The sequence below is a fragment of the Mycobacterium sp. NPDC051804 genome (assembly GCF_044452905.1).
Taxonomy (GTDB): domain Bacteria; phylum Actinomycetota; class Actinomycetes; order Mycobacteriales; family Mycobacteriaceae; genus Mycobacterium.
This window is the reverse complement of sequence record NZ_JBITCD010000001.1, coordinates 739,838-765,554: the sequence shown is the minus strand read 5'-3', so window position 1 is coordinate 765,554 and position 25,717 is coordinate 739,838. Positions and strand designations below refer to the sequence as shown.

Annotated in this window: 20 protein-coding genes; 12 read left to right on the top strand and 8 right to left on the bottom strand. The window is 66.4% G+C overall.

Annotation, left to right across the window (positions count from 1 at the left end; genetic code table 11):
• Window positions 1-64: 64 nt before the first annotated feature.
• The 3 genes from ACIA48_RS03745 (at window position 65) to ACIA48_RS03735 (ending at window position 4,058) form a co-directional block, all read left to right on the top strand.
• Window positions 65-1,900, top strand: a complete 1,836-nt coding sequence (locus tag ACIA48_RS03745; protein WP_396727722.1) for an acyl-CoA dehydrogenase — start codon at window positions 65-67, stop codon at window positions 1,898-1,900.
• Between the two features lie 122 nt (window positions 1,901-2,022).
• Window positions 2,023-3,345, top strand: coding sequence for a hypothetical protein (locus ACIA48_RS03740; RefSeq protein ID WP_396727720.1), 1,323 nt, complete (start codon window positions 2,023-2,025; stop codon window positions 3,343-3,345).
• Window positions 3,342-4,058 (top strand): esterase, encoded by a 717-nt coding sequence (locus ACIA48_RS03735; protein WP_396727718.1) that lies wholly within the window; start codon window positions 3,342-3,344, stop codon window positions 4,056-4,058. Before ACIA48_RS03740 ends, ACIA48_RS03735 begins: the two co-directional genes overlap by 4 nt.
• Here the strand turns inward: ACIA48_RS03735 and ACIA48_RS03730 are convergent.
• Both ACIA48_RS03730 and ACIA48_RS03725 read right to left on the bottom strand, forming a co-directional pair.
• Window positions 4,049-4,387, bottom strand: coding sequence for a DUF2510 domain-containing protein (locus ACIA48_RS03730; protein WP_396727716.1), 339 nt, complete (start codon window positions 4,385-4,387; stop codon window positions 4,049-4,051). The two genes, ACIA48_RS03735 and ACIA48_RS03730, sit on opposite strands and share 10 nt — an antisense overlap.
• 308 nt (window positions 4,388-4,695) lie before the next feature.
• Window positions 4,696-5,625 (bottom strand): TIGR03564 family F420-dependent LLM class oxidoreductase, encoded by a 930-nt coding sequence (locus ACIA48_RS03725; protein ID WP_396727714.1) that lies wholly within the window; start codon window positions 5,623-5,625, stop codon window positions 4,696-4,698.
• Window positions 5,626-5,664: 39 nt separating this feature from the next.
• Between ACIA48_RS03725 and ACIA48_RS03720 the strand changes: the two genes are divergently transcribed.
• From ACIA48_RS03720 to ACIA48_RS03710, 3 genes are read left to right on the top strand one after another with little or no spacing between them, the layout of a single operon-like run.
• The gene (locus ACIA48_RS03720; protein ID WP_396727712.1) at window positions 5,665-6,789 is read left to right on the top strand and encodes a TDT family transporter; all 1,125 of its coding nucleotides are present in this window, start codon (window positions 5,665-5,667) and stop codon (window positions 6,787-6,789) included.
• A 17-nt stretch (window positions 6,790-6,806) separates the two neighbouring features.
• The gene (locus ACIA48_RS03715) at window positions 6,807-7,784 is read left to right on the top strand and encodes a hypothetical protein (RefSeq protein ID WP_396727710.1); all 978 of its coding nucleotides are present in this window, start codon (window positions 6,807-6,809) and stop codon (window positions 7,782-7,784) included.
• On the top strand, window positions 7,774-8,217 hold the full coding sequence (locus tag ACIA48_RS03710) for a hypothetical protein (RefSeq protein ID WP_396727708.1): 444 nt from the start codon (window positions 7,774-7,776) through the stop codon (window positions 8,215-8,217). Before ACIA48_RS03715 ends, ACIA48_RS03710 begins: the two co-directional genes overlap by 11 nt.
• 120 nt (window positions 8,218-8,337) lie before the next feature.
• Here the strand turns inward: ACIA48_RS03710 and ACIA48_RS03705 are convergent, their stop codons facing one another.
• On the bottom strand, window positions 8,338-9,645 hold the full coding sequence (locus ACIA48_RS03705) for an acetyl-CoA C-acetyltransferase (RefSeq protein ID WP_396728500.1): 1,308 nt from the start codon (window positions 9,643-9,645) through the stop codon (window positions 8,338-8,340).
• A gap of 38 nt (window positions 9,646-9,683) precedes the next feature.
• Between ACIA48_RS03705 and ACIA48_RS03700 the strand changes: the two genes are divergently transcribed.
• Window positions 9,684-11,039, top strand: a complete 1,356-nt coding sequence (locus tag ACIA48_RS03700) for a 3-oxoacyl-ACP reductase (protein WP_396727706.1) — start codon at window positions 9,684-9,686, stop codon at window positions 11,037-11,039.
• A 14-nt stretch (window positions 11,040-11,053) separates the two neighbouring features.
• Window positions 11,054-11,869 carry a MaoC/PaaZ C-terminal domain-containing protein gene (locus ACIA48_RS03695; RefSeq protein WP_396728498.1) on the top strand — a complete coding sequence of 272 codons (816 nt, stop codon included), beginning with the start codon at window positions 11,054-11,056 and terminating at the stop codon, window positions 11,867-11,869.
• Here ACIA48_RS03695 and ACIA48_RS03690 read toward each other — a convergent pair.
• Window positions 11,866-12,699 carry a sulfotransferase gene (locus ACIA48_RS03690; protein ID WP_396727704.1) on the bottom strand — a complete coding sequence of 278 codons (834 nt, stop codon included), beginning with the start codon at window positions 12,697-12,699 and terminating at the stop codon, window positions 11,866-11,868. The two genes, ACIA48_RS03695 and ACIA48_RS03690, sit on opposite strands and share 4 nt — an antisense overlap.
• Window positions 12,700-12,726: 27 nt before the next feature.
• Between ACIA48_RS03690 and ACIA48_RS03685 the strand changes: the two genes are divergently transcribed.
• Entirely contained in the window at window positions 12,727-13,887 is a 1,161-nt protein-coding gene (locus ACIA48_RS03685) for a glycosyltransferase (protein WP_396727702.1), read from the top strand.
• Here the strand turns inward: ACIA48_RS03685 and ACIA48_RS03680 are convergent.
• Together ACIA48_RS03680 and ACIA48_RS03675 are read right to left on the bottom strand one after the other, a co-directional pair.
• A complete protein-coding gene (locus ACIA48_RS03680; RefSeq protein WP_396728496.1) occupies window positions 13,819-15,759 on the bottom strand; it encodes an ABC transporter ATP-binding protein in 1,941 nt (646 codons plus the stop codon). The genes ACIA48_RS03685 and ACIA48_RS03680 overlap by 69 nt on opposite strands.
• 6 nt (window positions 15,760-15,765) lie before the next feature.
• Window positions 15,766-18,873 carry a type 2 lanthipeptide synthetase LanM family protein gene (locus ACIA48_RS03675; RefSeq protein ID WP_396727700.1) on the bottom strand — a complete coding sequence of 1,036 codons (3,108 nt, stop codon included), beginning with the start codon at window positions 18,871-18,873 and terminating at the stop codon, window positions 15,766-15,768.
• 192 nt (window positions 18,874-19,065) lie between these two features.
• On the opposite strand from ACIA48_RS03675, the gene ACIA48_RS03670 reads away from it, so the two are divergent.
• Entirely contained in the window at window positions 19,066-19,212 is a 147-nt protein-coding gene (locus tag ACIA48_RS03670) for a hypothetical protein (RefSeq protein WP_396727698.1), read from the top strand.
• Window positions 19,213-19,218: 6 nt separating this feature from the next.
• On the opposite strand, the gene ACIA48_RS03665 is transcribed toward ACIA48_RS03670, so the two are convergent.
• Together ACIA48_RS03665 and ACIA48_RS03660 are read right to left on the bottom strand one after the other, a co-directional pair.
• Entirely contained in the window at window positions 19,219-19,842 is a 624-nt protein-coding gene (locus ACIA48_RS03665) for a TetR/AcrR family transcriptional regulator (RefSeq protein ID WP_396727696.1), read from the bottom strand.
• Between the two features lie 34 nt (window positions 19,843-19,876).
• Window positions 19,877-21,043 carry a glycoside hydrolase family 3 N-terminal domain-containing protein gene (locus tag ACIA48_RS03660; RefSeq protein ID WP_396728494.1) on the bottom strand — a complete coding sequence of 389 codons (1,167 nt, stop codon included), beginning with the start codon at window positions 21,041-21,043 and terminating at the stop codon, window positions 19,877-19,879.
• 277 nt (window positions 21,044-21,320) lie between these two features.
• Here ACIA48_RS03660 and ACIA48_RS03655 point away from each other — a divergent pair, with 277 nt between their 5' ends.
• Entirely contained in the window at window positions 21,321-21,494 is a 174-nt protein-coding gene (locus ACIA48_RS03655; protein ID WP_083128208.1) for a DUF2613 domain-containing protein, read from the top strand.
• Entirely contained in the window at window positions 21,472-25,716 is a 4,245-nt protein-coding gene (locus ACIA48_RS03650) for an alpha-(1->3)-arabinofuranosyltransferase family protein (protein WP_396727693.1), read from the top strand. Before ACIA48_RS03655 ends, ACIA48_RS03650 begins: the two co-directional genes overlap by 23 nt.
• The last annotated feature ends 1 nt before the right edge of the window (window position 25,717 follow it).

Below are 25,717 nucleotides of genomic sequence, written 5' to 3'. Positions count from 1 at the left end.
TTACTGGTGGGTAACTTAGCCAAAAGTACCCAACCGCAAGTGGCACTCTCGACGAGGAGGAACAGTGAGCCACTATAAGAGCAACGTCCGCGACCAGGTATTTAACCTGTTCGAGGTGTTCGGCCTTGATCAGGCGCTCGGCGAGGGCGCATACGAGGATCTTGATCTCGAGACGGCAACGGAGATGCTTGGCGAGATCGCCCGGCTGGCCGAGGGGCCGATCGCGGAATCGTTCGCCGACGCCGATCGCAACCCCCCCGTGTTCGACCCCGAAACTCACACCGTCACGCTGCCCGACTCGTTCAAGAAATCGGTGTGCGCCCTGATCGACGGCGGGTGGGACAAGATCGGCGTGATAGAGGAGCTCGGCGGTCTGCCGATGCCCCGGGCGCTGCAGTGGGCATTGATCGAGCATGTGCTGGGTGCCAACCCCGCGGTTTACATGTACGCGATGGGCCCGGGCTTCGCACAGATCATGCATCACCTCGGCACCGACGAGCAGAAGAAGTGGGCTGTGCTGGCCGCCGAGCGGGGTTGGACCTCGACCATGGTGCTCACCGAACCCGACGCCGGGTCCGATGTCGGCGCCGGCCGCACCAAGGCCGTCCAGCAGGAGGACGGCTCATGGCACATCGACGGCGTGAAGCGCTTCATCACTTCCGGTGATGCCGACGACCTCGGCGAGAACATCCTGCACCTCGTGCTGGCCCGCCCCGAGGGCGCTGGGCCAGGTACCAAGGGGTTGTCGCTGTTCTTCGTGCCGAAGTTCCTCTTCGACCCGGAAACCGGTGAACCCGGCGAGCGCAACGGCGTCTTCGTCACCAACGTCGAGCACAAAATGGGTCTGAAGGTCTCCGCGACCTGCGAGCTCTCCCTCGGGCAGCACGGCGTCCCCGCGAAGGGCTGGCTCGTCGGCGAGGTACACGACGGCATCGCCCAGATGTTCGACGTCATCGAGCAGGCCCGAATGATGGTGGGCACCAAGGCCATCGCGACCCTGTCGACCGGCTACCTGAATGCACTTGAGTACGCCAAGGAGCGTGTGCAGGGCGCCGACATGACGCAGATGACCGACAAGACTGCTTCGCGCGTCACCATCACGCATCACCCCGACGTCCGTCGTTCGCTGATGACCCAGAAGGCCTACGCCGAGGGTCTGCGTGCGGTGTATTTGTACACGGCGACCTATCAGGACGCCGCAGTGGCCAAGGCCCTGCACGACGTCGACGCCGACCTGGCGGTCAAGGTCAACGACCTGATGCTGCCGATCGTCAAGGGTGTCGGTTCGGAGCAGGCCTACGCCAAGCTGACCGAGAGTCTGCAGACCTTCGGTGGTTCGGGCTTCCTACAGGACTACCCGGTCGAGCAGTACATCCGTGACGCCAAGATCGACTCGCTCTACGAGGGCACCACCGCCATCCAGGCGCAGGACTTCTTCTTCCGCAAGATCGTCCGCGACAAGGGTGTGGCGCTGGCTCACGTGGCCGGCGAGATCGAACAGTTCGTCAAGAACGAGTCGGGCAACGGCCGACTGAAGGCCGAGCGCGCACTGCTTGCGACTGCGCTGGAGGACGTGCAAGCCATGGCGGCCGCGTTGACCGGCTATTTGATGGCCGCGCAGGAGAACCCGTCGGAGCTGTACAAGGTCGGGCTCGGTTCGGTGCGCTTCCTGATGAGCGTCGGCGATCTGGTTATCGGTTGGCTGCTCGCCAAGCAGGCCGCGGTGGCGATCGAGGCGCTCGACAACGGCGCAGCCGATGCCGACCGCTCGTTCTACGAGGGCAAGGTCGGCGTGGCTTCGTTCTTCGCGAAGAACTTCCTGCCGCTGCTGACCAGCACCCGTCAGGTCATCGACCACCTGGACAACGACGTGATGGAGTTGGACGAGGCTTCCTTCTAGCCGAGTTCTAGGCGGACAGCCCCTTCCCGCCGCATCGAAACCAAAAGGCCCCCGGACTCTTCCCGGGGGCCTTTTGCATGGCGTCAAGAATTCGTCAAGGGGTCGGTCCCAGAATTCCTGGCATGGTTCACACCTCGAGAAGAGCAGCGGCCCTGCGCGTCGGCTTCGGCATCCTCGCATCCGCATCGCTGCTGCTGGTCGGCTGCTCATCGTCAGCCGATTCGCCTGCAGGGCAACCCGGTTCGCCGGCCCCGGCCGTAGCGACCGCCACGCAGGCTGCGCCACCCGCCACCCCAGCGGCGGCTCCGGTCATCGCTGCGGGCACCGAACGCAGTATCGGCGACGTGCCGTGGGAGCAGGTCGGCGAGGGATGGATGCTGGCCGTCTGGACCCCGGTGACACCGCACCACCCCGGCGTCGAGCCCACTCCAGGAGAACCGACGTATGAAACCGCCACCGACGTGCTGTATCTCGTGGATCCCGCCGGTAACCGCTACTCGATCGCCGAGTTCGCGCCCGGCGACGACAAGCCGGATCTGGTCGAGTGGTCGGGCGACGGAAGGCATGCCCTCTTCAAGTCGACGCGTGACGGCCAACCGACCGCGGTGTCCATCGACCTGCACACCGGTGAGCGCACCGTCGTACCCGTCGACGGCACACCTGCCTACACCCACCCCGACGGCACAGCACTGCTGGTGTCGACCAGTTTCAACGGCGACGCAGCAGGGACCCTGAAACGGATCGACATGGCCGGCAATAACGAACTCGTTTATCCGACAGAGACTTTGGGTGGAGCCGGCCAATTCAGCGGCCACTACATCGAATCGCCGGACGGGACGCAGCTCGTCCTGGGCACCGCGAACCTGGGCAACGAGGTCGTGCCCCGATCGGACAACAGCCTGGTGGTGCTCGCAAACGACGGAACTATCATCCGCACACTGCCGGCGCCGATGTCCGATTCGCGGTGCGCACCGGTGAAGTGGTGGGAACCCGGCATCGTCCTGACGCAGTGCAGCGAATTGGGCGGTTCCGGCGAACAGCTGTGGAAGGTACCGGTCGACGGCACCGCGCCAACCGCGCTGACGGCGTACAACGCGGGCGGCGGCGACGCACCGGGCTTCGAAGGAAATCTCGGCAACTGGAACGCCTTCAAGCTGCCAAGCGGCACTTTCCTGCCCACTGCGGGAGCCTGCGGTACGTCGTTCGTGTCCCGGCTGACTCCCGATGGTCACACCGAACGGGTGGACATTCCGGGCGTCAGCGACAGCGTCGGACTGGTAGGCACCAGCGGCGACGACCTGGTCATCGTGGCCCAGGTCGGCTGCGGCGGCGGCCAGTCGATGCTCACCTACGATCCGGTCGCCAACACCTCCACCGTGCTGTTGGGGCCGCCGAGCGTCCCGGGTGGTGTGGAGTCGGTCCGGCTTTATCCGGGCGCCGAATGAAGACCTCCCTCGCTGGCATCCTGGCCGCGGGCGTGGTCGGCGCGACGACACTCTGCAGTCCCGCGGTCGCACAGACAGCAGAGGCGATGCGGGGTTGCGTGGATCTCGGCGGGACGGCCGGTGCCAGCGAGATATGTCACGTCGTCACCGAAGCCGAGACGTACTCAATCGACATCAGTTACCCGCTGGAGTATCCCGACCAGGGGACACTGACCGACTATCTGACACGCGACAGGGACGAATTCGTGGACTTCGTCGTCAAAGTTCCACCGCGCAACCGGACCTACGACTACCGGGTGAGCCCGCGCTCGTACGGGTCGGGCACTGCAATCTCAGGCACCGCAAGCGTCGTTCTCGAGCGCTACGGAAACACGGGGGCACACCCGGTGACCTCGTTCCGGGCGTTCAATTACGACCTCGTTGCGCACACCCCGATTACACTCGACACCTTGTTCGCGTCGGGCACCGACCCGGTGGCCCTCCTCGACCCGATCGTCCAGCGCCAGATGGATGATCACTGGCGGGGTTATGAAGGCCCAGCACCGCAAAACACCCTCGGGGACAGGGTGTACCAGAACTTCGCCATCACCGACGACGCGGTGGTATTTTTCATCGCTCAAGGCATGTGGTTACCGGAAGTCGCTGGGCCACAAGAGGTGTCGGTGCCGCGCTCCGCGCTCGCATCATTGCTGAGATCACGCTTTCAGAGATGATCGACGCCTGGTCGGCCGGAGTCGCTGACCTGCTCGGTCCATCGGTTGCCGTCCCACCAACGGAGTTCGTGACGGCGGGACGGGTCGGGATGCCACGCACCCGCGGGCCCGCTCAGCAAGCTGCCGATGCGGTAGAACACCTTGTTGATGTTCTCGGCGTTGCGGCCCCAGTCCACCAACCCGAATTTCAGGGACGAACCAACGGTCACCTCGACCCCTGATGCGTTGGGCCGGACCGTCACGCCGAGGTTCTCGCCCCACGTCATCAGCGTCATGTTCGTGGTCACGTAGATCTGCCCGGTCGAGGGGTCGGCCGACATGACCCTCATTCCCTCAGCCTGCGCGGCATCGCACACGGCGCGAAAAACCCGATCGTAAGGGCCGGGAAAGACGCGGGTCTCAGACTTCGATGTCGCCACGGGAGACATTATCGGCGAACATCAAGACGCCCCCGGACTCTGCCGGGGGCGTCTTGCGGATCACGTCATATAGGGCGGGTTCGGGAGGACATCAGGTGCGTCTCATTGGTCTCGCGCGTCCGGCTTTCAACCCTTTGCCGGCTCTTCGGAATTGTCACTCCCGAACCCGTCGTGCGATCGATCGTACGCTTGTGACGGCAGTCACACCAGGTCCATTTTCACCCTTTTCCGTCCTTGGTACGGAGCAGTGCACGGGTGCGCGCACGCACCTCGGGCGAGGCGTCGAAAATCGATGCGGTGAACTCGTCGACACCCGCAGCGCTCAGTTCGTCGAGACGCTGCGACACCGTCTCTTCGTCGCCGATGATCGCGGCATCCTCGGGTCCGGCGTAGCCCTCACGGTCGAGCATCGCGCGGTATGACGGCAGCGTTCCGTAGATCGAAAACTCCTGTGCGGCTTGTTTACGCGCACCGTCGACGTCGTCGGTCACGCTGATCGGCAGCGACGCAGCCACCCGCACCGCCGACTCCGGGCGACCCGCCTCGGCATTAGCGTCACGCAGCGTCGGCACGACATGTTCGGCGAGGGTCTTGGGACCGGTCATCCAGGTCAGCGTGCCCGCTGTGCGCCGTCCCGCAAGCCGCAGCATCTGCGGACCGAGCGCAGCGAGGTACAGCTCTGGCTCCGGCGCCGGAAGCTGAAGCGCACCCCGGGCCGTCCAGAACTCACCGGTCGCGTCCGCGGGCTGGCCTGCGAGCAGCGGTTGCAAAGCATCGAGGTACTCGCGCATCTGACGCAGCGCCCGGTCCCACGAGACACCCCACATACCTTCGGTCACCAACCGGTGGCTCATGCCGATGCCCAGCTTGAACCGGCCGCCGCTGATCAGGCTGAGTGTCAGCGCACGTTGTGCGAGTTGCATCGGGTGCTGCGACTGGATCGGGATGACGGCGGAACCGATCTCGATGCCGTCGACTTCGCGAAAGGCGATGCCGAGCACGGTCGTGAGGTCGGCGTCGTACGGCATTTGAGCCATCCAGACGCGGCGAAAGCCCTCGTCGCGCAGTTTCGCGAGGTTGTGTACGAGCGCGTCGACGGGCGACGGCCCGCCGGGGTTCAATCCGACGATGCTGAGGCTGATGTCCATACCCGACATCGAAGCACGCGAATGCGACCATGTTTCCCGATGACGACCGAACTGTCTCGACTCCAACACTTCGGCCCCAACTGGTTCGCGTCGGTGATGGGCACCGGCATTGTCGCCACCGCTGGCGCAACGCTGCCCGTCCACATCCCCGGCCTACACGTGTTCGCGCGCATCGTGTGGGTGGTCGCAGCGGTACTGCTGGTCGTGCTCATCATCGCGGTGACGGTGCAACGCATTCGGCATCCGTCGGCGTCCCGCAGTCACGTCCGCAACCCCCAGATGGCGCACTTCTACGGCGCGGCGCCGATGGCACTGCTGACGGTCGGCTCGGGCGCGCTGCTGATCGGCAAGGACTTGATCGGCGAGCGCATCGCCGTGGACCTGGCGTGGGTGTTGTGGACGGCGGGCACGATCGGCGGGCTGTTCACCGCAGCGACTATCCCGTTCCTGATGTTCACCCAGATCAACGTCGAACCGGACGCCGCGTTCGGCGGCTGGCTCATGCCGGTGGTGCCGCCGATGGTGTCCGCCGCGTCGGGCGCGCTGCTGATCCCGCACATGGCACCGGGCACCGGCCGCACCACGATGCTCTATGGCTGTTACGCGATGTTCGGGCTGTCACTCGTCGCCGCGCTGATCATCATCTCGATGATCTGGAGCCGGCTCGCGCTCTATGGCACGTCGGGGACCACACGGGTGCCGACGTTGTGGATCGTGCTCGGCCCGCTCGGTCAGGGCATCACCGCGGCGGGTCTGCTTGGTGCGAATGCGGCGCTGGCTGTCCCGCCGGAGATGGCCAGCGGCATGAACGTGTTCGCGGTGTTGTTCGGCGTGCCCGTGTGGGGTTTCGCGTTGTTGTGGATCGTGCTGGCGACCGAACTGACGGTCCGCACGCTGCGCCGCGGGATGCCGTTCGCGTTGACGTGGTGGAGCCTGACGTTCCCCGTAGGAACGTTCGTCACCGGCACCACGCAACTTGCCAACCACACCGGGCTGCCCGCCTTCCGGGTGGCCGCTGCCATCGCCTACCTCGCCCTGCTGGGGACGTGGGGCCTGGTCGCCCTGCAGACGGCTCGCGGCAGTGTGGGTGGAGGACTGTTCACTCCGCCGCCGACTGCCGGGCCGATCAAGGCCAAGAAGGATCCGCCGCCCGCGACGGGCTGACGAGGCATCATTAGCGCGTGCTTGACTGGCTCGCGGGCAATGCGTGGTGGGAATGGGTTCTGGTCGCTGCACTTGTGGCCGTCGTAGCCTTCGCGGCTGATCGGCTGCTTCACAAGGCTGGGGGCGCGCGCAACGCGTTCGACTGGTGTGTGGTCGCTTTCGCCGCGGCCGTCGTAGGTTTGATCGCATCGTTTGTGATGGACTTTGTCAGCTTGGCCGACGAGACCTACGGGGATGTGCCTGTTCCCGGCTCCACGAGTATGCGTCTCCCCGCGGGAGACGTTTTGATCACTCTCAAAACCGACGCTGTCGGGCGAGGTGTGGGAGCAGTGATACCCGAGAACCTTGAGCTGGTAATCACCCCACCGAGTGGTATCCCCAAACCCAGCGTGACCGACCTGCTTGGCGACGACGCCGCCGAGCCTGCTCCTCGTCGTTCGGAAGGCTATGAGGCTGGAGAGGCGATTCGCGAAGCGATGATCGCCCACATACCCGTTGCCGGCGACTACACCATCACGTCCAGCGGCACGGACCCCTTGTCGACGAGTCCCCGTTTGACTTTCGGCCGCGACAGCATCTTCGATTTTCTGACGTGGCCATTCTTCCCGTGCCTCATCGCGGTCACCGTGGTGGCAGGCCTCGTTGCCTACACGCGGATACCCGACGAGCCAGAGGGCGGGCCCGTCATGTCGGATTCCGACCTACTCGCGTCGGGTCAGCGGGTCCCCGGTGTTCTGAAATCGTTCACCAAGTCCGAGGCGACCAAGCGGCGCAAGGCGCCGGTCGAACCGGAGCTGCCGGCCGCTCCGTACTACGCGCTGGAGGTGGAGCTTCGAATGCCGACTCTGGTTCGAGTCGCCGGCCGCAACCGCCAGCAGGTACCGCTGACCGAGGTCCCCAAGCTGGCTGTTGGCCGCGAACTGACCTGTGTTGTAGACCCTTCAGCCCCATCGTCTCGATTCATCATCGACTGGAGGAACGACCGTGTCGACTGAGGTGATCATCGTGGTCGTGACGTTGACCGTGGTGGCCCTGGCCACCATCGGGTGGCTCGTCTGGTTTGTCAGGCACATGCGGGGGTTGCGCGATCCCGTATTCAGCGGTGATCCGGTGCCGGGCACAGCGCAGGTCACCTCGGCGCGGACCATCGGCGGTTTTTTCTCACGCTACGGGCGACCGGCCGAAGTCAAGTGTGAGTTCGGGCTGCGGGTGCGACTGCCGGGCCGGGCGCCCTACGACACGACGATCCGCCAAGTCGTGGGCGTGCGACGGGTTGAACTCTCCCGAGAGCAGCGGGCATCCGAACTTTATGCGGAGGCTGAACCTTACGAGGGCCCCACGCTGCGGCCTGGCGCGAACGTCGTGGTAGCCGCCGATTCTGCGGATCCACAGGTCGTTCGCATCGATCTCACGCAGCCGGTCGATTAGAGAGGCTCACAGTTAAGAGCCCCGTGCTGACGTCGGGTCGGGGGGTCAGACGCCAACACGGAGCTATCCGGTGTATCGACGGTTCGCCCGGCGCCGTTACACGCTTTCCGGAACTGTTTTTCAGGCCTCGAGAATCGCCGCGACGCCCTGACCGCCAGCTGCGCAAATCGAGATCAAGCCGCGGACAGGACCGCCCGTCTCTTTCTTCTTCTCGGCCAGTTGCTTGGCCAGCTGCGCGACGATCCGACCGCCGGTCGCGGCGAACGGATGGCCCGCTGCCAGCGACGATCCGTTGACGTTGAGCTTGGACCGGTCGATGCTGCCCAGCGCCTTGTCCAGGCCGAGGCGTTCCTTGCAGTACTCCTCGGACTCCCACGCCGACAATGTGGCGAGAACCACAGAAGCGAACGCCTCGTGAATCTCGTAGAAGTCGAAGTCGCCCAGGCCCAGACCATTTCGCGCCAGCAGCCGCGGCACCGCGTAGGTGGGCGCCATCAACAGGCCGTCGTCGCCGTTGACGTAATCCACGGCCGCGGTTTCACCGTCGACGAAGTACGCCAGCGGTTCGATTCCGTGAGCGGCCGCCCACTCGTCGGTCCCGAGGAGTGCCACCGATGCGCCGTCGGTCAGCGGGGTCGAGTTGCCCGCCGTCATGGTGGCGTCGCCCGCCTTCACCCCGAACACCGGCTTGAGCGTGGCCAGCTTCTCGGCCGACGAATCGGCCCGCAGATTGTTGTCGCGGTAGACACCGAGGAAGCCGGTGACGAGGTCGTCGAAGAACCCACGGTCGTACGCGGCGGACATGTTCCGGTGGCTGGCGGCGGCCAGCTCGTCCTGGTCGACGCGCTTGACACCCATCTGCTTCGCGGTGATCGCGGCGTGCTCGCCCATCGACAGTCCGGTGCGCGGCTCGCTGTTGACCGGGATCTCCACGCCGACGGATGCGGGCAGCTTGCCGACCAGCTTGAGCCGGTCGACGTTGGATTTCGAGCGGCGCAGCCCGAGCAGTACGCGCCGCAGATCGTCACCGAACGCGATCGGTGCGTCCGACGCGGTGTCGACGCCACCCGCCGCGGCCACCTCGTACCGGCCGCCGGCGACCCCGTCGGCTGCGGCGATGGTCGCCTGCAACCCCGTTCCACAGGCCTGCTGGATGTCGAACGCCGGTGTGTACGGCGACAGCGAGCTGCCCAGCACGCACTCGCGCATCAGGTTGAAGTCGCGGCTGTGCTTCAAAACCGCACCGCCGATCACCGCTCCCAGCGTCTCGCCCGCCAGGTTGTACCTGTCGATCAGTCCGTCCAGCGCCGCGGTGAACATGTCCTGGTTGGACGCGTGGGCGTACGCGCCGTCCGAGCGTGCGAAGGGAATTCTGTTGCCGCCGAGAATGGCGACCCGTCGACGGGTATCACTGGCCATGAGGCCCATAGTACCCACTCTTCTTACTCTGGAGTAAGTTCGTCCCCATGGCTACCGATCTGTACTCGCAACTCGTCCACTCGACGCCCGGATCGTTCCTCGCCAAGCAGCTCGGCATCCCCCAGCCCGAGACGCTTCGCCGCTATCGGGCAGGCGATGCCCCACTGGCGGGCACGCTGCTGATCGGCGGTGAGGGCCGCGTGGTGGAACCGCTGCGGACCGCGCTGTCCGAGGACTACGACGTCGTCTCCAACAACCTCGGCGGCCGCTGGGCCGACTCGTTCGGCGGTTTGGTGTACGACGCGACCGGCATCACCGAACCCGTCGACCTCAAGGGGTTGTACAAGTTCTTCACCCCGCTGCTGCGCAACCTCGGGAAGTCGGGACGCGTCGTCGTCATCGGCACCACCCCGGACGAGGCCGGCAGCGTTGCCGAACGTATCGCGCAGCGTGCGCTCGAGGGCTTCACGCGCTCGCTGGGCAAGGAGATGCGGGGCGGCGCCACCGTGAACCTCGTGTACCTCGCGGCCGACGCGAAGCCCGCGGCGACCGGACTCGAGTCGACGCTGCGATTCCTGCTGTCGGGCAAGTCCGCCTACGTCGACGGACAGGTGTTCCGGGTCGGCGCCGACGATTCGGCGCCGCCCGCGGATTGGGATCGACCGCTCGACGGCAAGATCGCCTTGGTGACCGGTGCGGCGCGCGGGATCGGCGCCACGATCGCCGAGGTGTTCGCCCGTGACGGCGCCAGCGTGATCGTCGTCGACGTCGAGGGTGCGCACGACGACCTCGGAAAAGTCGCGTCGAAGGTCGGGGCCACCGCGCTCACGCTCGACGTCACGGCCGACGACGCCGTGGACCGGATCGCCGAACACCTGCGTGAGCACTACCACGGCTCGTCCCTCGACATCCTCGTCAACAACGCGGGCATCACCCGCGACAAGCTTCTCGCCAACATGGACGAGGCGCGCTGGGATGCCGTCGTGGCCGTCAATCTCCTTGCCCCGCTTCGACTTACCGAAGGCCTGGTGGGCAACGGGACCATCGGCGAGGGCGGCAGGGTCGTCGGGCTGTCCTCGATGGCCGGCATCGCAGGCAACCGCGGCCAGACCAACTACGCAGCGACGAAGGCAGGCATGATCGGGCTCACCGACGCACTGGCTGCCGAGTACGCCGACAAGGGCATCACCGTCAATGCGGTCGCGCCCGGCTTCATCGAAACCAAGATGACCGAGGCCATCCCGCTGGCGACGCGCGAGGTGGGCCGCCGGCTCAACTCGTTGTACCAGGGTGGTCAGCCGGTCGACGTCGCCGAGACCATCGCCTACTTCGCCAGTCCCGCGTCCAATGCCGTGACCGGCAACACGATTCGGGTGTGTGGCCAGGCCATGCTGGGAGCTTGAGCGCGGTGAACAACATGCTTCGCGCGGCCGTGGGCGCGCTGCCATTCATCTCACGCAGCGAGACGTTGCCGGATCGCACGCTGACCGTCGAGGATCTGCCGATCGACAGCGCGAACGTGGCGGCGTACGCCGCGGTGACCGGGCTGCGTTTCGGGGACGCCGTGCCGCTGACCTATCCGTTCGCGCTGACATTCCCGACCGTCATGTCATTGGTCACGGGATTCGACTTCCCTTTCGCCGCTTTGGGTTCGGTGCACATCGAGAACCACATCACGCAGCACCGCCCGATCGCGGTGACCGACACCGTGTCGGCGAAGGTGCACGCGGAGAACCTGCGTGAACACCGGCGTGGCCTGCTCGTCGACATCATCACCGACGTGAACGTCGGCAATGAGACCGCGTGGCACCAGGTGACGACCTTCCTGCACCAGCAGAAGACGAGCCTCTCCGACGAGCCCAAGCCGCCGCCACAGAAGCAGCCGAAGCTGGGTCCGCCGAACGCGGTGCTGCGCATTACGCCGGGCCAGATCCGGCATTACGCGTCCGTGGGCGGAGACCATAACCCGATTCACACCAATCCGATCGCGGCCAAGCTGTTCGGTTTCCCGACGGTGATCGCGCACGGAATGTTCAGCGCTGCAGCCGTTCTGGCCAATATCGAGGGGCAGCTGCCCGACGCGGTGAAGTATTCGGTGCGGTTCGTCAAACCGGTGGTGCTGCCAGCGCGCGCAAACCTCTACGTCGACCGTGTCACCGACGGATGGGAGTTGGCGCTGCGCCACGCATCCAAGGGCGATCCCCACCTGCTGGGTTCGGTGACCGCGCTCTAAGTGGTGCCGAAGTCGTATCCGTACGTTGATGCGACCATCCGGAGATCCTCGTCGTCGACGAGCGCGCGCAATGACGCAGGCAGTTCGGACCATTCGCGCAGTCGACGCTCAGTGCGCCCGCGGGTGCCCACGGTATGTACCCGCCGCTCGAAAACCTTCGCATCGAGCCGGTCCGCCTCCAGACCGCAGTGCTCGGCGATCGCCGGGACCCAGGCCGGACTGAAGTGCACGAGGTCCTCGTAGCGCACACGCTGAATGAAACTGCAAAGGTGCGGATCTGTGTCTGCGCCGACGAAGCTGCCAGCCACGTGATGCCAACTGCGCAGGGATTCCTCGGTCTTGACGCGATTCCAGCCGCCGAGGTTCTCCCACTCATCGAGGCTGCGGAGCACGTCGCGCGGATCGCGCACCACCAGGACCACCCGCAGTTGCGGAAAGAGATCGCGCAGCAGGAGCACGTCGGGCAGGCCATAACGGACCTCTTTGAATCCCCAGACGGGTCGGCCTTCGTCGCGGGCCGGTGCGGCAAACAGCGTCTCGATGAAATCGACACAGGCCTTATCGATCTGACTGCGCTGCGGCGTCAGATTCGCGATGAAGCCGTCGTAGTCAGACGATTCCAGTTCGCGTCTGCCCGCCATACCACTGCTATCCGACCACAGGCGCAGCCGCTGCACCACGGTCAGGACCTGCCGAAGCGCTCCGGCGTGCTCACCCCAGATCCGCACGCTCGGATGCGAGCACAGCAGCCGCTGAACAAGAGTGCTGCCGCAGCGCTGCCCCGCCGCCAATACGAGTAGCGGCGCCTTGTCAGCTGTGATGTCTGTCATGGGCAAAGAAATGCTACCTTCGCGGGGATGCGGGCACTGCTGTCAACAGTTGGTTCGCGCGGCGATGTGGAGCCCATCGTCGCCCTCGCATCGCACCTGCGCGACATCGGACACGACTCCTGCCTCTGCGTACCACCGGGGTTCGAGGAGCTCGCGAAGGACTTCGACTACTTCCCGATCGGACACGATCCGCGGATGGGACCGCGCAAGGTCGAGGGAGGGCCCCCCGCGACCGTCGCGGCGCAGTTCGCGGTGTTGCGTGAGGCCGTTGCCGGCTGTGGTGTCATCGTCGGTTGTGCTGCGATGCAGATTGCCGCTCGGTCGATCGCCGAAATAGCCGACATCCCTTACTTTTACACTGCGTACTCGCCCGTCACGCTGCCGTCGGAACATCATTCGCCGCCCCCTGTGCACGGGCCGCCGCGGCCGCAGGGGGTCAGTGCTCACGCCCAATGGGACGTCGATGCGCAGTGGTGGAACGACGTTTGGGGCGAGGGCCTCAATGCCGCGCGCGCAGCGGCCGGTCTGGAGCCGGTCACCGACGTCCGCGCCCACGTGATCACCGACCGCCCGCTGTTGGCAGCCGATCCGACGCTGGCGCCCTGGCCGACTCCGTCGGACCTGACGGTGACACAGACCGGATCCTGGATACGCGACGACACTCGGCCACTCGCGGACGACCTGATTAGGTTTCTCGACGCCGGTGAACCGCCAATTCTGTTCGGTTTCGGCAGCATGCCGGTGTCGTCGACGGTAGGAGCGACGATGGTGGCCGCCAGTCGAAACCTTGGGCGGCGCGCGCTTGTGTTGCGTGGCTGGGCCGGTATCGAGGCGCCCAACGATTCCCCTGACTGCCTCACCGTCTCGGAGACGAACCTGCAGGCACTCTTGCCACGCGTCGCGGCGGTCGTCCATCACGGCGGAGCAGGCACGACGACGCAGGCGATGCACGCGGGGGTACCTCAGGTGGTGGTGCCGCACAACTTCGACCAGCCCTACCACGCACGCCGCGTCGAGGAGCTCGGCATCGGAGTGGCGCACCCGGAATCCGCACCGACGCCACATTCGATCTCCGATGCGCTCGCCACAGTCCTTGAACCGACGATGAAGTCGCGAGCCCTAGCCGTCGCCGACACTGTCCGGACCGACGGGATCGAGATTGCCGCCGGACTGATCCTTGGTCGCTGAGCCCACAGGGTGGTGATTGCGGACGAATGCCGGGTCGACGTTTTGAGCGTCGTAGAGCTTGCGGTACAAGCCGCCTCGGGCCAGCAGCATCTCATGGGTGCCCTGCTCCACTGCCCGCCCGACATCAAGGACGATGATCCGGTCGGCGACACCGGCGATGAAGTCCATGTCATGGCTGATCACGACGCAGGTGCGGGATCGGGCGTACTCACGAATGACCCGCGTCAGCCGCCCCCGCTGATCGGAATCCAGGCCCACCGTCGGCTCGTCGAGTAGCAGGACCTCCGGCCTGCGCAATAGGCAGCGCGAGAGTGCGATCAGCCGTTTCTGCCCGCCGGAGGGCACCTGCACATCAATAACGGTGTCGTAGCCGCGGTGAACCTTGGCCGGGTCGACTATCACCGTGTGCACCTGGGCCAGCTTGCAGGCCTCCTCGACATCGGCGTCACTGGCGTCGGGTCGAGACATCCGGATGTTCTCGCGGACTGTGTCCTTGGCGAAGAAGGGGAACTGCGCGAGCTTCGAGACCTGTTCGCGCAGAGTCGATATCGTCACGCGGCCGATATCATTGCCGTCCAGCAGAATACGACCCTGCTCCGGGTCGAGGAATCGAAGAAGCAGATTGAAGATCGTCGTCTTGCCGCACCCGATAGGCCCGACAATCGCCACCGTCTCACCCGCTGCGATGGAGAACGATAGTCCGTCGAGCACTCGATGCTCCGGCGTGTAGCTGAAAACGACGTCCTCAAAGGTGATATTGCCCTGAACATCGCCGAGCGCCACCGCATCCGGGCGGTCGTGCACCGCGGGTTCGGTGTCAAGGAGCTCATAGGTCGAGATCACGTTCGGCAGTACCGATCGGTACGCCGAATACGCGGTGGCGATGCGTTGCACAGCGGCGAACATCGTCGGGACGAAGCCAACGAACACCACAAGCCCGGCGAACGTCAATCCGAAGGACGCCCCGAACACGACGCCGACTATCAACACGAGCACCGTACTAAACGCGATCAGAACATTGGCGCTCGTAGCGGCGGCACTTGTCCAGATCGTCATCGCAGCAATGCTTTTGGCCGCCGACAGCGATGCCTCATGAAACCGCTCACTGCGACGGCGCTGGGCGTTGAAGACCTGGACCTCGGAGATGCCGCTGACGGTCTCTTCGAGTTCGCCACCGAGCCAGCGGTGCGTGACCATCATCCGTTGCGTGGCCGCCTGTAGTTTCCGCCCGGTGAATCGCAGTGCGATGAACGCCAGCGGAGCGAGAGTGAGTGCGACGACCGTCATCTGCCACGACAGAGCGGCGAGGTAGGCCAGTGCCGCAACCATCACCATCGCGTCGACCGCAGGCGGGATCACGCACACCGTGAGCAACCGCTGGACACCCGCGGCCTCCAATTGCACGCGCTGCATCAGCGCCCCCACACGCGCACCGGTGAAGAAGTCCAGCGACAGCGACTGAATGTGGTCGTGGACGCGGCGGCGGATGACCGTCAGTAGGCGCCATTCCACCTGGGCGTCGACCCAGGCTCTGGCGAAGCCCAGCACCTGCGCTGCCAACAGCGCCGCCGCCCAGATTCCGAGGAGGACCGCGAACGGCAACGGGGTCCTCAGCCACCCCAGCGACCCGGCCGAGTCCCTGTCGGCACGGCTCAACAGCGCGCCGCTTTCCTTCCACACGCCTGCGAGATCGCCGGCCATCCCCGCGTCGGCAATCGCCTGCATCACCGGGCCGAACGCGGCGTTCGCGACGAACGGAAGTGCCGACACCATGAGGCCGAGCCCTATCGAGCCGACCACCTGGCCGCGGACCTTGCCCAGCATCGGAAAACTGCGCCGGATGTAGTTGCGGGTACTGGTGTGAGTCTGCATCACGGCCTACTCCCAGATCAGCACGTTGGGCAGAGTCGGATGTGCTTCCCGCATCATCGTGTATCCGATCCCGGCGAGTCCACGGAACATGCCGAGGTTGAACCGCCCGGTTCCGCTGCTCCACCGGTAATCGTCGGCGGCACGAGCGGCGAGGACGACGGTGAGAAGTTGGCGGGTCGCCAGCACGCGCAGGTCGTCACGACCAAGGGCGTCGGCGGCTTCGCGTAAGAATTCGACACTGCCAAGCGTCCCGCAGCACAGGGTGTCGGTCGGAACCGGCCAATGGCGCTGCACACTGGTGGCGGCGTGTTCGATGTCAGTCGCATACGAGGACACAGGCGCACCGGCGAACTTTGTCATCGCGATCCGGGCCAGTCCGATACCCGGCGCGCCGTAACACCACTTGCACGGAAACGGCGCGTCGGCGGTGTCGCGGAGATCGGCCCACCCGTGTTGCGCGTCATCGTAGGTGGACTCTTCATATGCGAGGCATTCCGTTACCGGGCTTGCGAATTCGCCGTTGCCTGTGGCCGCCGCCAACACAGACATGCTGTAGGCGTATCCCGCCGCCCCGTGCGATATGCCGTTGAGCGGTCGGCCGAAGCCGGGACTGGCCCAGGTACGGACCCCCTTGTCCCCGACCCTGTGGTGGGCCATCAGCGCTCGTCCGCATTTCTCCGCAGTGCGGAGGGCGGCGTCGTCACCCGTTTGGCGGTACAACCGAAGCAGCCCCAGAATCGCGCCCGCGCTGCCGCCGAGGACGTCGAGCTGGCGGTCTGCGGCAATGAGGTCGTCGGTGATCAGACCCGCGCAGCGGTGAGCGTCCTCGAGGATCGCGTCGTCCTCGAGGAGGGCACCAATAACCGCCAATCCGTAGATGATCGAGCCGAGACCGAGGCCCCCGCCGAGGCCGAGCGTGCGGGCCATCCTCGCCGGGTTCCGGCCCGCGAGATGGCTCCGCAGCCCAGCGACCGCATCGCCCGCCAAGGCAGCCGAGGCGTCATCACCCGTCACGGCCGAATGTGCGGCCAGGAACACGGCGATGCCGCAGTTGCCGTTGTAGAGGTCGGGTCCGAGCACGACGAGTTGTGACACCTCGGAATCGCCGAGCCAGTCGAGACCGATCCACGCGGCGCTCGACGCACCACGGACCGCGAGGTGGGCCAGCGTGGCGGCCAGCTTGTCCGCCTCGGCCAGAAACTCCTGCTCCGCATGCAAATCAGAGGCCAACGGGCCGATGTCGACGGCTGGCCGCGGTCTAAGGAGGTCGGTGCTCTGCCGGATCACCTCGACCTGCCAAGCGATTTCATCATCGGTGAGGCCGCGCAAGCGGGCCGTTGCGCGCTCGAGGCCCGGTGACACCTCGAGGTCGACGGAGGTACCCAGGGCATCGCGCAGGGTGTGGCCGTCGCTGGTGGTGGTGAAGTGCGGCACGTTGAGATCGACGAGAGCGGTCCGTTCGGCACGCTGCAGCGCCCACAGGGGATCCGATTCGCTGTCCCAATCCGCCAGCCGCGCAGTGAAATCCGCCTGTGCGGACCAGATTGCGCCGTCGTTCATGGTGCGGTGGTCCCGAAGTCGGGACAGCAGCCCGGTGTAGAACCTGGTCGGACGGATAACAGTTCGGATCGGCAGATCGCTGAAGTCGTGCAACAGATCCCGCGGAGACTGCCGGTGCAAAAATCTCGCGTAGTCATCGAACCCGGCGATTAGACCGTCGAGGTGGTCCCCGAGGCGCGCACGCCTGGTCCCGACGTACGGCAGGTTGGCGACGGTGTTCGAGGTGTCGGCGATCTTCACCGGACGCATGGCGTCGGTGTTGACGTCCAACCAGCGCAGGCTCACCCGTGGCGAGAAATCGGAGTGGACTCCGCCGATCACGAACACCTTGCTGGTGGAATGCCTCCCGTACGCGGGAAGCAGCCCGACCGTCACCACGGAATCGAGCACCTTCTGCATCGCAGAAGAGAAGGCCACACCGGAATCACCGACTCGGGTGTCGGCGGCCTGCAGGATCATCTCAAGATCGATCGGGACGGGGTGCGAGCCCGTCGCGATGATGTTCTCCTGATGCATGTCGACACCGACGAATACATGGAACATCGCCAGCCAGGCACCAGCACGCCTGAAGAACTCCGAGAACTCCTCGGGCTCAGTGCAACTCGTATGCTCGATGAACTCGGTCCAGCCGTAGCCGGTGCGGGTGAGCACGCGCATCGCGCGCAGCTCTACTGGGGGTGCACGGCGGTTCAGCCGGTCGACGAGCGCCGTCCAAGCCGCATCGACGCCGAGGTGCTTGGGTTTGTAGACGATACGGGCACCGTCGTCGAAGCCGATGATCCGGACGGTACGTCCGAAGTTGTGCGGGTCGGAGAGCCCGCCGGCAATAGTGACAACCCGGCAGTCTCGGTCTGCGCCGACGAGGGTGCCGCGTACTGCCGCGAGGTCCTCGGCCAGCCGGTGGATCAATTCGCGCGACGTCTCGATCCATTGCACCGTCAATGACGTCAGCAGTCGCAGCAGCACGGGTTTGTCCCCGAACAGCCTGTGAAACCCATCGTCTGTCATATCCGCAACGAAATCGCCGAAACTGCCTGCGGTGGCGAACTGTTCGAAAAGCGCCGGCGATACGAGGTCTGACAGCTGGTTCATCAGCGTCGCAGCCAGATCGGTGGCCGCGCCGTCGGTCAGGAGCGTGAGTGCATTCGGATCGGCCGTCGACCACAACCGCTTCTGCGCCTCTGCGACGAGCGGCGCGAGCAGCGGCGCGAAAGCCACCTTGGTATTTCCTTGCAGCACATCGCCGTCACCACCCCGCTGAAGCGCCACACCGACCCACTCCGCATCGGTCACCCACGCCGGCGCGGGTACCCGCGGATTACGGCGGACGTCGCCGAGTCTGGTCCGCACCCCTTCGATCGACCAGCCGTCGCGACTGAGGCGGTCGGTGAACAACGACCAGTCACCGCTCGCCGCGGCATGACACCACGCTGCTAGTCGGAGGTCCGAGGTATCAGCGTCGGCCGCCTGCCCGGGCAGCGGCTCGTGCGCGTCGGAGAGAAGGTCGTCGAGGGTCGCGGCGCGGGACAGTTCGCGCTCGAAACCAGACCTCATGAGATCTCCTGCGTCGATAAACTTGCGTAAGAAAATTGTTTTGCTGTCACGTGGTACGGCGAATTCATAGAGGAACCACAGAATATTCGACTGTCGGCTGGTTTGACCCTGACATACTGCTATCTATTGACCACCCCGTCAGCAGAGCTCGACAGCGTGATGCTGGCGGCGCAAACGGGAGGTTCTTTAGCTATGCCCACTGCCAACGTGACGTACGACGACCTATTCTCCAGCCGCATGTCCGACGAGGCTCTCGAAGCCGCTGGCGGGATATCGGCCGCAGCGCAGGCCGGCGCTTCGCTGTACTCCAGCTACGACGCCTCAGGCTGTACCTGCTGACAACCCCTAAAGGGCGGTGATGGCCGGTGCGTCCTTATCGGACTGCTTGCCCTTCAGACCCGTCCAGAACAGGTTGATCATCAGTTCCGCGGCTTCGTCCACCGAGGCATCGCCGGTGCTGACGCGCGCGGCGATGGCTTCGCCGGCACCCACCAGCGCAACGGCCATCATGTCGAAGTCGGTCTCCGGCTCCGGATTACGCGTGCCCGCCCGCAGGAGTCGGCCGACGAGGTCGATGATCCGCTCGCGGCCCTCGCGCACGGTGTGGGCGAACGCCTGCGAGCTGGTGGCCTGGCTGTACAGCACCATCCACGACGCCCGGTTGGTGTCGATGTAGGTGAGGAACGCCAGAACGGCGTTGCGCAGCAGGTCTTTCGGGCTCTGCGTGAAGTCGATCTTGTCGCGCACGTCTTCGACGAATCGAGACAGCTCGCGGTCCAGGACCGCACCGAACAGCTCCTCCTTGGAGCCGTAGTAGAGGTACAGCATGGGTTTGGAGATCTTGGCTTGCGCGGCGATGGCATCCATCGATGTCTCGTGATAGCCGTTCACCGAGAAAATCTGCACGGCAGCGTCCAGCATTTGTTGCTCACGCACTGCGCGCGGCAACCGCTTCGTCCCACCTGCCATTACTCAAGGGTAAGCAATAGGCGAACGATAGGCGTCAGCAACGCGGGTTGGGCCCCTTCACCGCCGCCATCCGCAGCACCGATGCATCCACCTGGGGCATGGACAACTCCCCTGCTGAGACCGCCTTCTCCAACCGATCCAGCACGGCGGGCACCTCGCCGGTGGTCACCCACAACGCGGTGTCAGCGCCGGCCTGCAATCCGCGCAGCGCGGCCTCGGCGACCCCGAACCGATCCGAGATCGCCTGCATCGACGACAGGTCGTCGGTGAAGACCGGGCCGTTGAACGGCGAGCCGCCGTAGTCACCGGAGCGCAGCAGCGCGTACGCGCTGGGGCTGAGGCTGGCCGGTTCGTTGCCGGTGAGTCCGGGCACCTGCATGTGGCCGACCATCACGCCGACCGGCAGCTGCGCGTTCAACGTCCGGTACGGAACCAGGTCCGCGTTCTGCAGGTCGCCGATCGGCGGCGCGGTGACGCTGCCGGTGTGCGAGTCACCGGAACCGTTTCCGTGCCCCGGGAAGTGCTTGAGCACCGGAAGCATCCCCGCGTCGCGCAATCCACGCGCATACGCGCCCGCGTAGTCGGTGACCACAGCGGGGTCTGAGCCGAAGGAGCGATCGCCGATCACGCTGTCATCCGGGGAGTCCGAGACATCGACCACCGGAGCGAAGTCGATGGTGATGCCCTTACTGCGCATCGCCTGACCACGTTGCAGCGCAACGGCATACACCTGTTCAGGCGTCTGCGTCCGCGCCAGTACCCGGGCCGCGGGCTGCGTGCCGATCACCGAGGCCAGCCGCGAGACCCGGCCACCCTCCTCGTCGACACTGACCGCCAGCGGCAGCGGCGCCGCCGAGTTCGCGATGTCGATCAGCGAACCGTCGGTGACCATCGACAGATCGGTCCAGCTGCCGATCATGATGCCGCCGACGTGCTGGCTCTCGACGACGGCGCGGGCGTCGGCCGCGTTGTTGACGCCGACCATCAGCAACTGCGCCAGCTTGTCGCGCGTCGAGATCTGCGACAGCAGCTCCGGTCCCTGGCCACACGCGGGGGCCGGCACGAGCACCGGCGCCTGCGGCACAGCCGTCGCCGCCATCTCCGGGTACGGGGCCTCCGCGGCCGTCGAGCACGCGGACACGAGGACGGGCAATGCCGCGGCGGCGCACAGCGCGCGCAACCCCGAACCAATTGAAACCATGGGCCCCGACCCTAGTAGGAAACGAAGCGGCATTCGATCCCCCGGTCGGCCAACCAGCTCCGCGCGCAGCTTGTCGAACTGATCAGGCCCCACGGTGATCGAGTACTCGTAACCGTCGAGGTATACGCGGTCGGCGCCGTTGAAGACCAGCTCACCGCCGTCGGCGCAGCCCACCCACTCCGTGCTGGGCCCACCGCGTGCGAGGGGAGTGTCGGTACGCCAGAAGACGCGCTCGTCGTCAGGGCACGACGGATCCACGGTCTGCTACTTTGGCCGGATGGATCGGTTTCTCGTGCCCGCCGCGGCCAGCATCGTTGTCGGCCTGCTGCTGGGCGCGGCGGCCGTATTCGGGGTGACGCTGATGGTCCAGCAGGACAGCAAGCCCCCGCTGCAGGCGGGCGATCCGGCGTCGTCGGTGCTCAACAGGGTTGAGTACGGCGACAGAAGTTAACAACACCGCGCCGATCTCTCGGCGCTGGCTGTGGGTGGTCGCTGCGGCGGCGCTGGTCCTGACGTTCGCTCAGTCACCAGGACAGATCTCACCCGACACCAAGCTCGACCTGACGGCCAACCCGTTGCGGTTCCTGTCCCGCGCCTTCAATCTGTGGAACAGCGACCTACCGTTCGGCCAGGCCCAGAACCAGGCGTACGGCTATCTGTTTCCGCACGGCACGTTCTTCCTCGCCGGTGACGTCCTCGGGCTGCCCGACTGGGTGATCCAGCGGCTGTGGTGGGCGCTCCTGCTGGTGGTCGGATTCTGGGGTCTCCTGCGCGTGGCCGAAGCGCTCGGCATCGGCAGCACCACCTCCCGCGTCATCGCAGCCGTCGCGTTCGCGTTGTCCCCTCGGGTGCTGACCACCATCGGTGCGATCTCGTCGGAGACGCTGCCGATGATGCTGGCGCCGTGGGTCCTGTTGCCGGTGATTGTCGCCCTCCGGGGACAGGGGTCGGTACGGCTGCTGGCCGCGCGGTCGGCGGTGGCCATCGCGTTGATGGGCGCAGTCAACGCGGTCGCGACGCTGACCGCCTGCCTGGTGGCGGCGATCTGGCTGGCCTGTCACAAACCGAACCGGTTGTGGTGGCGTTTCACCGCGTGGTGGGCACTGTGCATCGTGCTCGCGGTGACGTGGTGGGTGGTCGCCCTCGTGCTGCTCGGCCGGGTCAGCCCGCCGTTCCTCGACTTCATCGAATCCTCCGGTGTGACCACGCGGTGGATGTCGCTCACCGAGATGCTGCGCGGCACCGACGTGTGGACACCGTTTGTCGCGCCGAACGCCACGGCGGGCGCCTCGCTTGTGACGGGTTCTGTGGCGGTGCTCGCGACCACGCTGGTCGCGGCCGCCGGTCTGGCGGGGCTGGCGATGCGCTCGATGCCAGCCCGCGGACGTCTGGTCACGATCCTGCTCGTCGGTGTCACGGTGCTGGCGCTGGGATATTCAGGTGGTCTGGGATCGCCTGTGGCGCAAGCGGTTCAAGCGTTCCTCGACGCGGACGGCACTCCGCTGCGCAACATCCACAAACTCGAACCGCTGCTGCGGTTGCCGATCGTGCTGGGGCTAGCGCACCTGCTGGGCCGCATCCCGCTGCCGGGAAGCGCACCGCGCGCGGTGTGGCGGGACGCGTTCGCCCATCCCGAGCGTGACAAGCGGGTGGCCGTCGGCATCGTCGTCCTGGCCGCGGTGACGGCCGCGACGTCACTGGCCTGGACCGGCCGCCTGACCCCGCCGGGTGCGTTCGACGCGATCCCGCAGTACTGGCACGAGACCGCCGACTGGCTCGACGAACACAACGATTCCGGCCGGGTCCTGGTCGCCCCGGGCGCCCCGTTCGCCACCCAGGTGTGGGGCAGCAGTCACGACGAACCCTTGCAGGTGCTGGGCGACAGCCCATGGGGTGTGCGGGACTCGATCCCGTTGACCCCGCCGGAGACGATCCGGGCGCTGGACTCCGTGCAGCGTCTGTTCGCCGCCGGACGCCCATCCGCCGGACTGGCGGATACCCTTGCCCGGCAAGGGATCTCGTATGTAGCGGTCCGTAATGACCTGGATCCCGAGACGTCACGGTCGGCGCGACCAGTCCTGGTGCACCGCGCTATCGACGGGTCGCCTGGCCTCGAGCGGGTCGCCGAGTTCGGTGATCCGGTCGGTCCCGGCGCACTGCCCGGTTTCATCACCGACAGCGGTCTGCGGCCCCGCTACCCCGCCGTCGAGATCTACCGGGTGAACCCCGCCGCGCCAGCCGTGCCGGTGACGCCGTACCTCGCCGACACCGATGCGATGGCCCGTGTGGACGGTGCGCCCGAGGTGCTGCTGCGCCTCGACGAGCGTCGCCGCCTGCTCGGCCAGCCACCGCTGGGTCCCATGCTGCTCACGGCGGACGCGCAGGAGGCAGGCCTGTCCGTCCCCGCGGGGACGGGCGTCGTCGTCACCGACACCCCGCTCGCGCGGGAAACCGACTACGGACGCGTCGACGACCACTCGTCGGCCATCCGGACTCCCGACGATCCACGCAACACCTTCAACCGGGTGATGGACTACCCGACCCCGGGGACCGACACCGTCTACGGGCAGTGGTCCGGCGGCAAGGTCTCGGTATCGAGTTCAGCGTCCGATTCGACCGCGCTGCCCAACGTGGCACCCGCCACCGGCCCGGCGGCCGCCGTCGACGCCGATTCGTCGACCAGCTGGGTGTCCAATGCGCTGCAGTCGGCGATCGGTCAGTGGCTCCAGGTCGACTTCGACCACCCGGTCACCAACGCGACCATCACAGTCACACCCAGCGCCACCGCCGTCGGCGCGCAGGTCCGCCGCATCGAGATATCGACCATCAACGGCACGAGCACTCTGCGCTTCGACGAAGCGGGCAAGCCGTTGACCGCGGCGCTGCCCTATGGCGAGTCGCCGTGGGTGCGGATCACCGCCGTCGCCACCGACGACGGGTCGCCGGGCGTGCAGTTCGGCATCACCGATTTCACCGTCACCCAGTACGACGCCAACGGGTTCGCCCACCCTGTCAACCTGCGCCACACCGTGGCAATGCCGGGACCACCGGCGGATTCGGCTGTCGCGCAATGGGATCTGGGATCCGAACTGCTGGGCAGGTCGGGCTGTGCGCAGAGCCCCGACGACATTCGGTGCGCGGCGACGATGGCGTTGTCGCCGGAGGAACCAGTGAACCTGAGCCGCACGCTGACCGTGCCTGAGCCGATGCCCGTGACGCCGACGGTGTGGGTGCGCGCGCGTCAGGGTCCCAACCTCGCCGACCTGGTACGGGCTCCCGGCAGCGCGATCGCCACCGGCGACGCGGACCCGATCGACGTGCTCGGTTCGGCGTACGCCGCCGCCGACGGCGACCCGGACACGGCGTGGACCGCGCGGCAAGGCGTCGTCCAACACAAGTCGCCGCCCACGCTCACGCTGAAGTTGCCCACCGCCCGAGAGGTGGCCGCCGTACAGGTGACACCCAGTTCGTCTGAGCTGCCTGCACATCCGACGCTGGTCGCCATCGACCTCGGCGACGGACCACAGGTGCGCAGGCTGGCCGGCGACGCGGGAGCGCAGACCCTCGACCTCAAACCCCGCGTCACGGACACCGTGAAGGTGTCGATCCTGGACTGGGACGACATCATCGACCGCACGGCGCTCGGGTTCGACCAGCTGAAGCCTCCCGGCCTGGCTGAGGTGACGGCGCTCGACGCGCGGGGTGCCCCGATCGCCGCGGCCGACGCCGAACGCAACCGCCTCCGGAGAATCGAATTGCCCTGCGGCCGTGGTCCGATCATCGGGGTCGCCGGTCAGTTCATCCAGACCTCGATAAGCACGACGGTCGGCGCGCTGCTCGACGGCAAGCCGGTGACGGCCCAGCCGTGCCAGACCGGACCGATCCAGCTCCCCGCCGGCCAGCAGGAGCTGCTGATCAGCCCGGGCACCGCGTTCACCGCCGATGGCGTCCAGCTGGATGGCCCGCTGGCCGATCGGATCCGTTCGGCGGCAACCGTTCCCGTGCAGATCGAATCGTGGAGTGCCGACCGCCGTGAGGTGACCGTGCCGTCCTCGCAGGCGTCGCGCGTGCTGGTCGTTCCCGAAAGCGTGAACCCCGGCTGGATCGCGCACCGCGCGGACGGCACCCAGCTGACACCGGTCAAGGTCAACGGCTGGCAGCAGGGCTGGGTGCTGCCCCCGGACACCGAAGGACCCGTCACGCTCACATTCCCGTCGAATGCGCCGTACCGGGCCGGGCTGATCGGCGGCCTCGCCCTGCTGCCGGTGCTGGCGCTGCTCGCGTTCGTCCCGGTGCGCCGCCGCTCCGATCCGGACGATCCCGCCGAGGTGTGGCGGCCGGGCAGGTGGCCGACGAGCGCTGCGGTGCTGGCGGTCGGTGCGCTGATCTCCGGGCTGGCGGGCGCGATCGTCGTAGGCATCGCTGTGGGTGTGCGGTATTTGCTGCGCAACCGCGAACGGCTTTGCGACGCCGTGACGGTCACGACGACCGCGGGCGGGCTGATCCTGGCGGGGGCCATCCTCAGCCAGTATCCGTGGCGATCCGTCGACGGATACGTCGGTCACTCCGCGGGCGTGCAGCTGCTTGCTCTCATCTCGGTGGCGATGCTGGCCGCCTCCGTCGTGCCCGACGATCGCACCCGTTTCACAGCCACGGACTCCGACGAGCTTTAGC

Excerpts from the sequence above, each read along its gene's own strand:
- ACIA48_RS03655 (WP_083128208.1), top strand. The coding sequence starts at position 21,321 with ATGGATCGGTTTCTCGTGCCCGCCGCGGCCAGCATCGTTGTCGGCCTG.
- ACIA48_RS03670 (WP_396727698.1), top strand. The coding sequence starts at position 19,066 with ATGCCCACTGCCAACGTGACGTACGACGACCTATTCTCCAGCCGCATG.
- ACIA48_RS03675 (WP_396727700.1), bottom strand. The coding sequence starts at position 18,873 with ATGAGGTCTGGTTTCGAGCGCGAACTGTCCCGCGCCGCGACCCTCGAC.
- ACIA48_RS03665 (WP_396727696.1), bottom strand. The coding sequence starts at position 19,842 with ATGGCAGGTGGGACGAAGCGGTTGCCGCGCGCAGTGCGTGAGCAACAA.
- ACIA48_RS03695 (WP_396728498.1), top strand. The coding sequence starts at position 11,054 with ATGCTTCGCGCGGCCGTGGGCGCGCTGCCATTCATCTCACGCAGCGAG.
- ACIA48_RS03735 (WP_396727718.1), top strand. The coding sequence starts at position 3,342 with ATGAAGACCTCCCTCGCTGGCATCCTGGCCGCGGGCGTGGTCGGCGCG.
- ACIA48_RS03705 (WP_396728500.1), bottom strand. The coding sequence starts at position 9,645 with ATGGGCCTCATGGCCAGTGATACCCGTCGACGGGTCGCCATTCTCGGC.
- ACIA48_RS03730 (WP_396727716.1), bottom strand. The coding sequence starts at position 4,387 with ATGAGGGTCATGTCGGCCGACCCCTCGACCGGGCAGATCTACGTGACC.
- ACIA48_RS03680 (WP_396728496.1), bottom strand. The coding sequence starts at position 15,759 with ATGCAGACTCACACCAGTACCCGCAACTACATCCGGCGCAGTTTTCCG.
- ACIA48_RS03690 (WP_396727704.1), bottom strand. The coding sequence starts at position 12,699 with ATGACAGACATCACAGCTGACAAGGCGCCGCTACTCGTATTGGCGGCG.
- ACIA48_RS03740 (WP_396727720.1), top strand. The coding sequence starts at position 2,023 with ATGGTTCACACCTCGAGAAGAGCAGCGGCCCTGCGCGTCGGCTTCGGC.
- ACIA48_RS03700 (WP_396727706.1), top strand. The coding sequence starts at position 9,684 with ATGGCTACCGATCTGTACTCGCAACTCGTCCACTCGACGCCCGGATCG.
- ACIA48_RS03660 (WP_396728494.1), bottom strand. The coding sequence starts at position 21,043 with ATGGTTTCAATTGGTTCGGGGTTGCGCGCGCTGTGCGCCGCCGCGGCA.
- ACIA48_RS03685 (WP_396727702.1), top strand. The coding sequence starts at position 12,727 with ATGCGGGCACTGCTGTCAACAGTTGGTTCGCGCGGCGATGTGGAGCCC.
- ACIA48_RS03720 (WP_396727712.1), top strand. The coding sequence starts at position 5,665 with ATGACGACCGAACTGTCTCGACTCCAACACTTCGGCCCCAACTGGTTC.
- ACIA48_RS03725 (WP_396727714.1), bottom strand. The coding sequence starts at position 5,625 with ATGGACATCAGCCTCAGCATCGTCGGATTGAACCCCGGCGGGCCGTCG.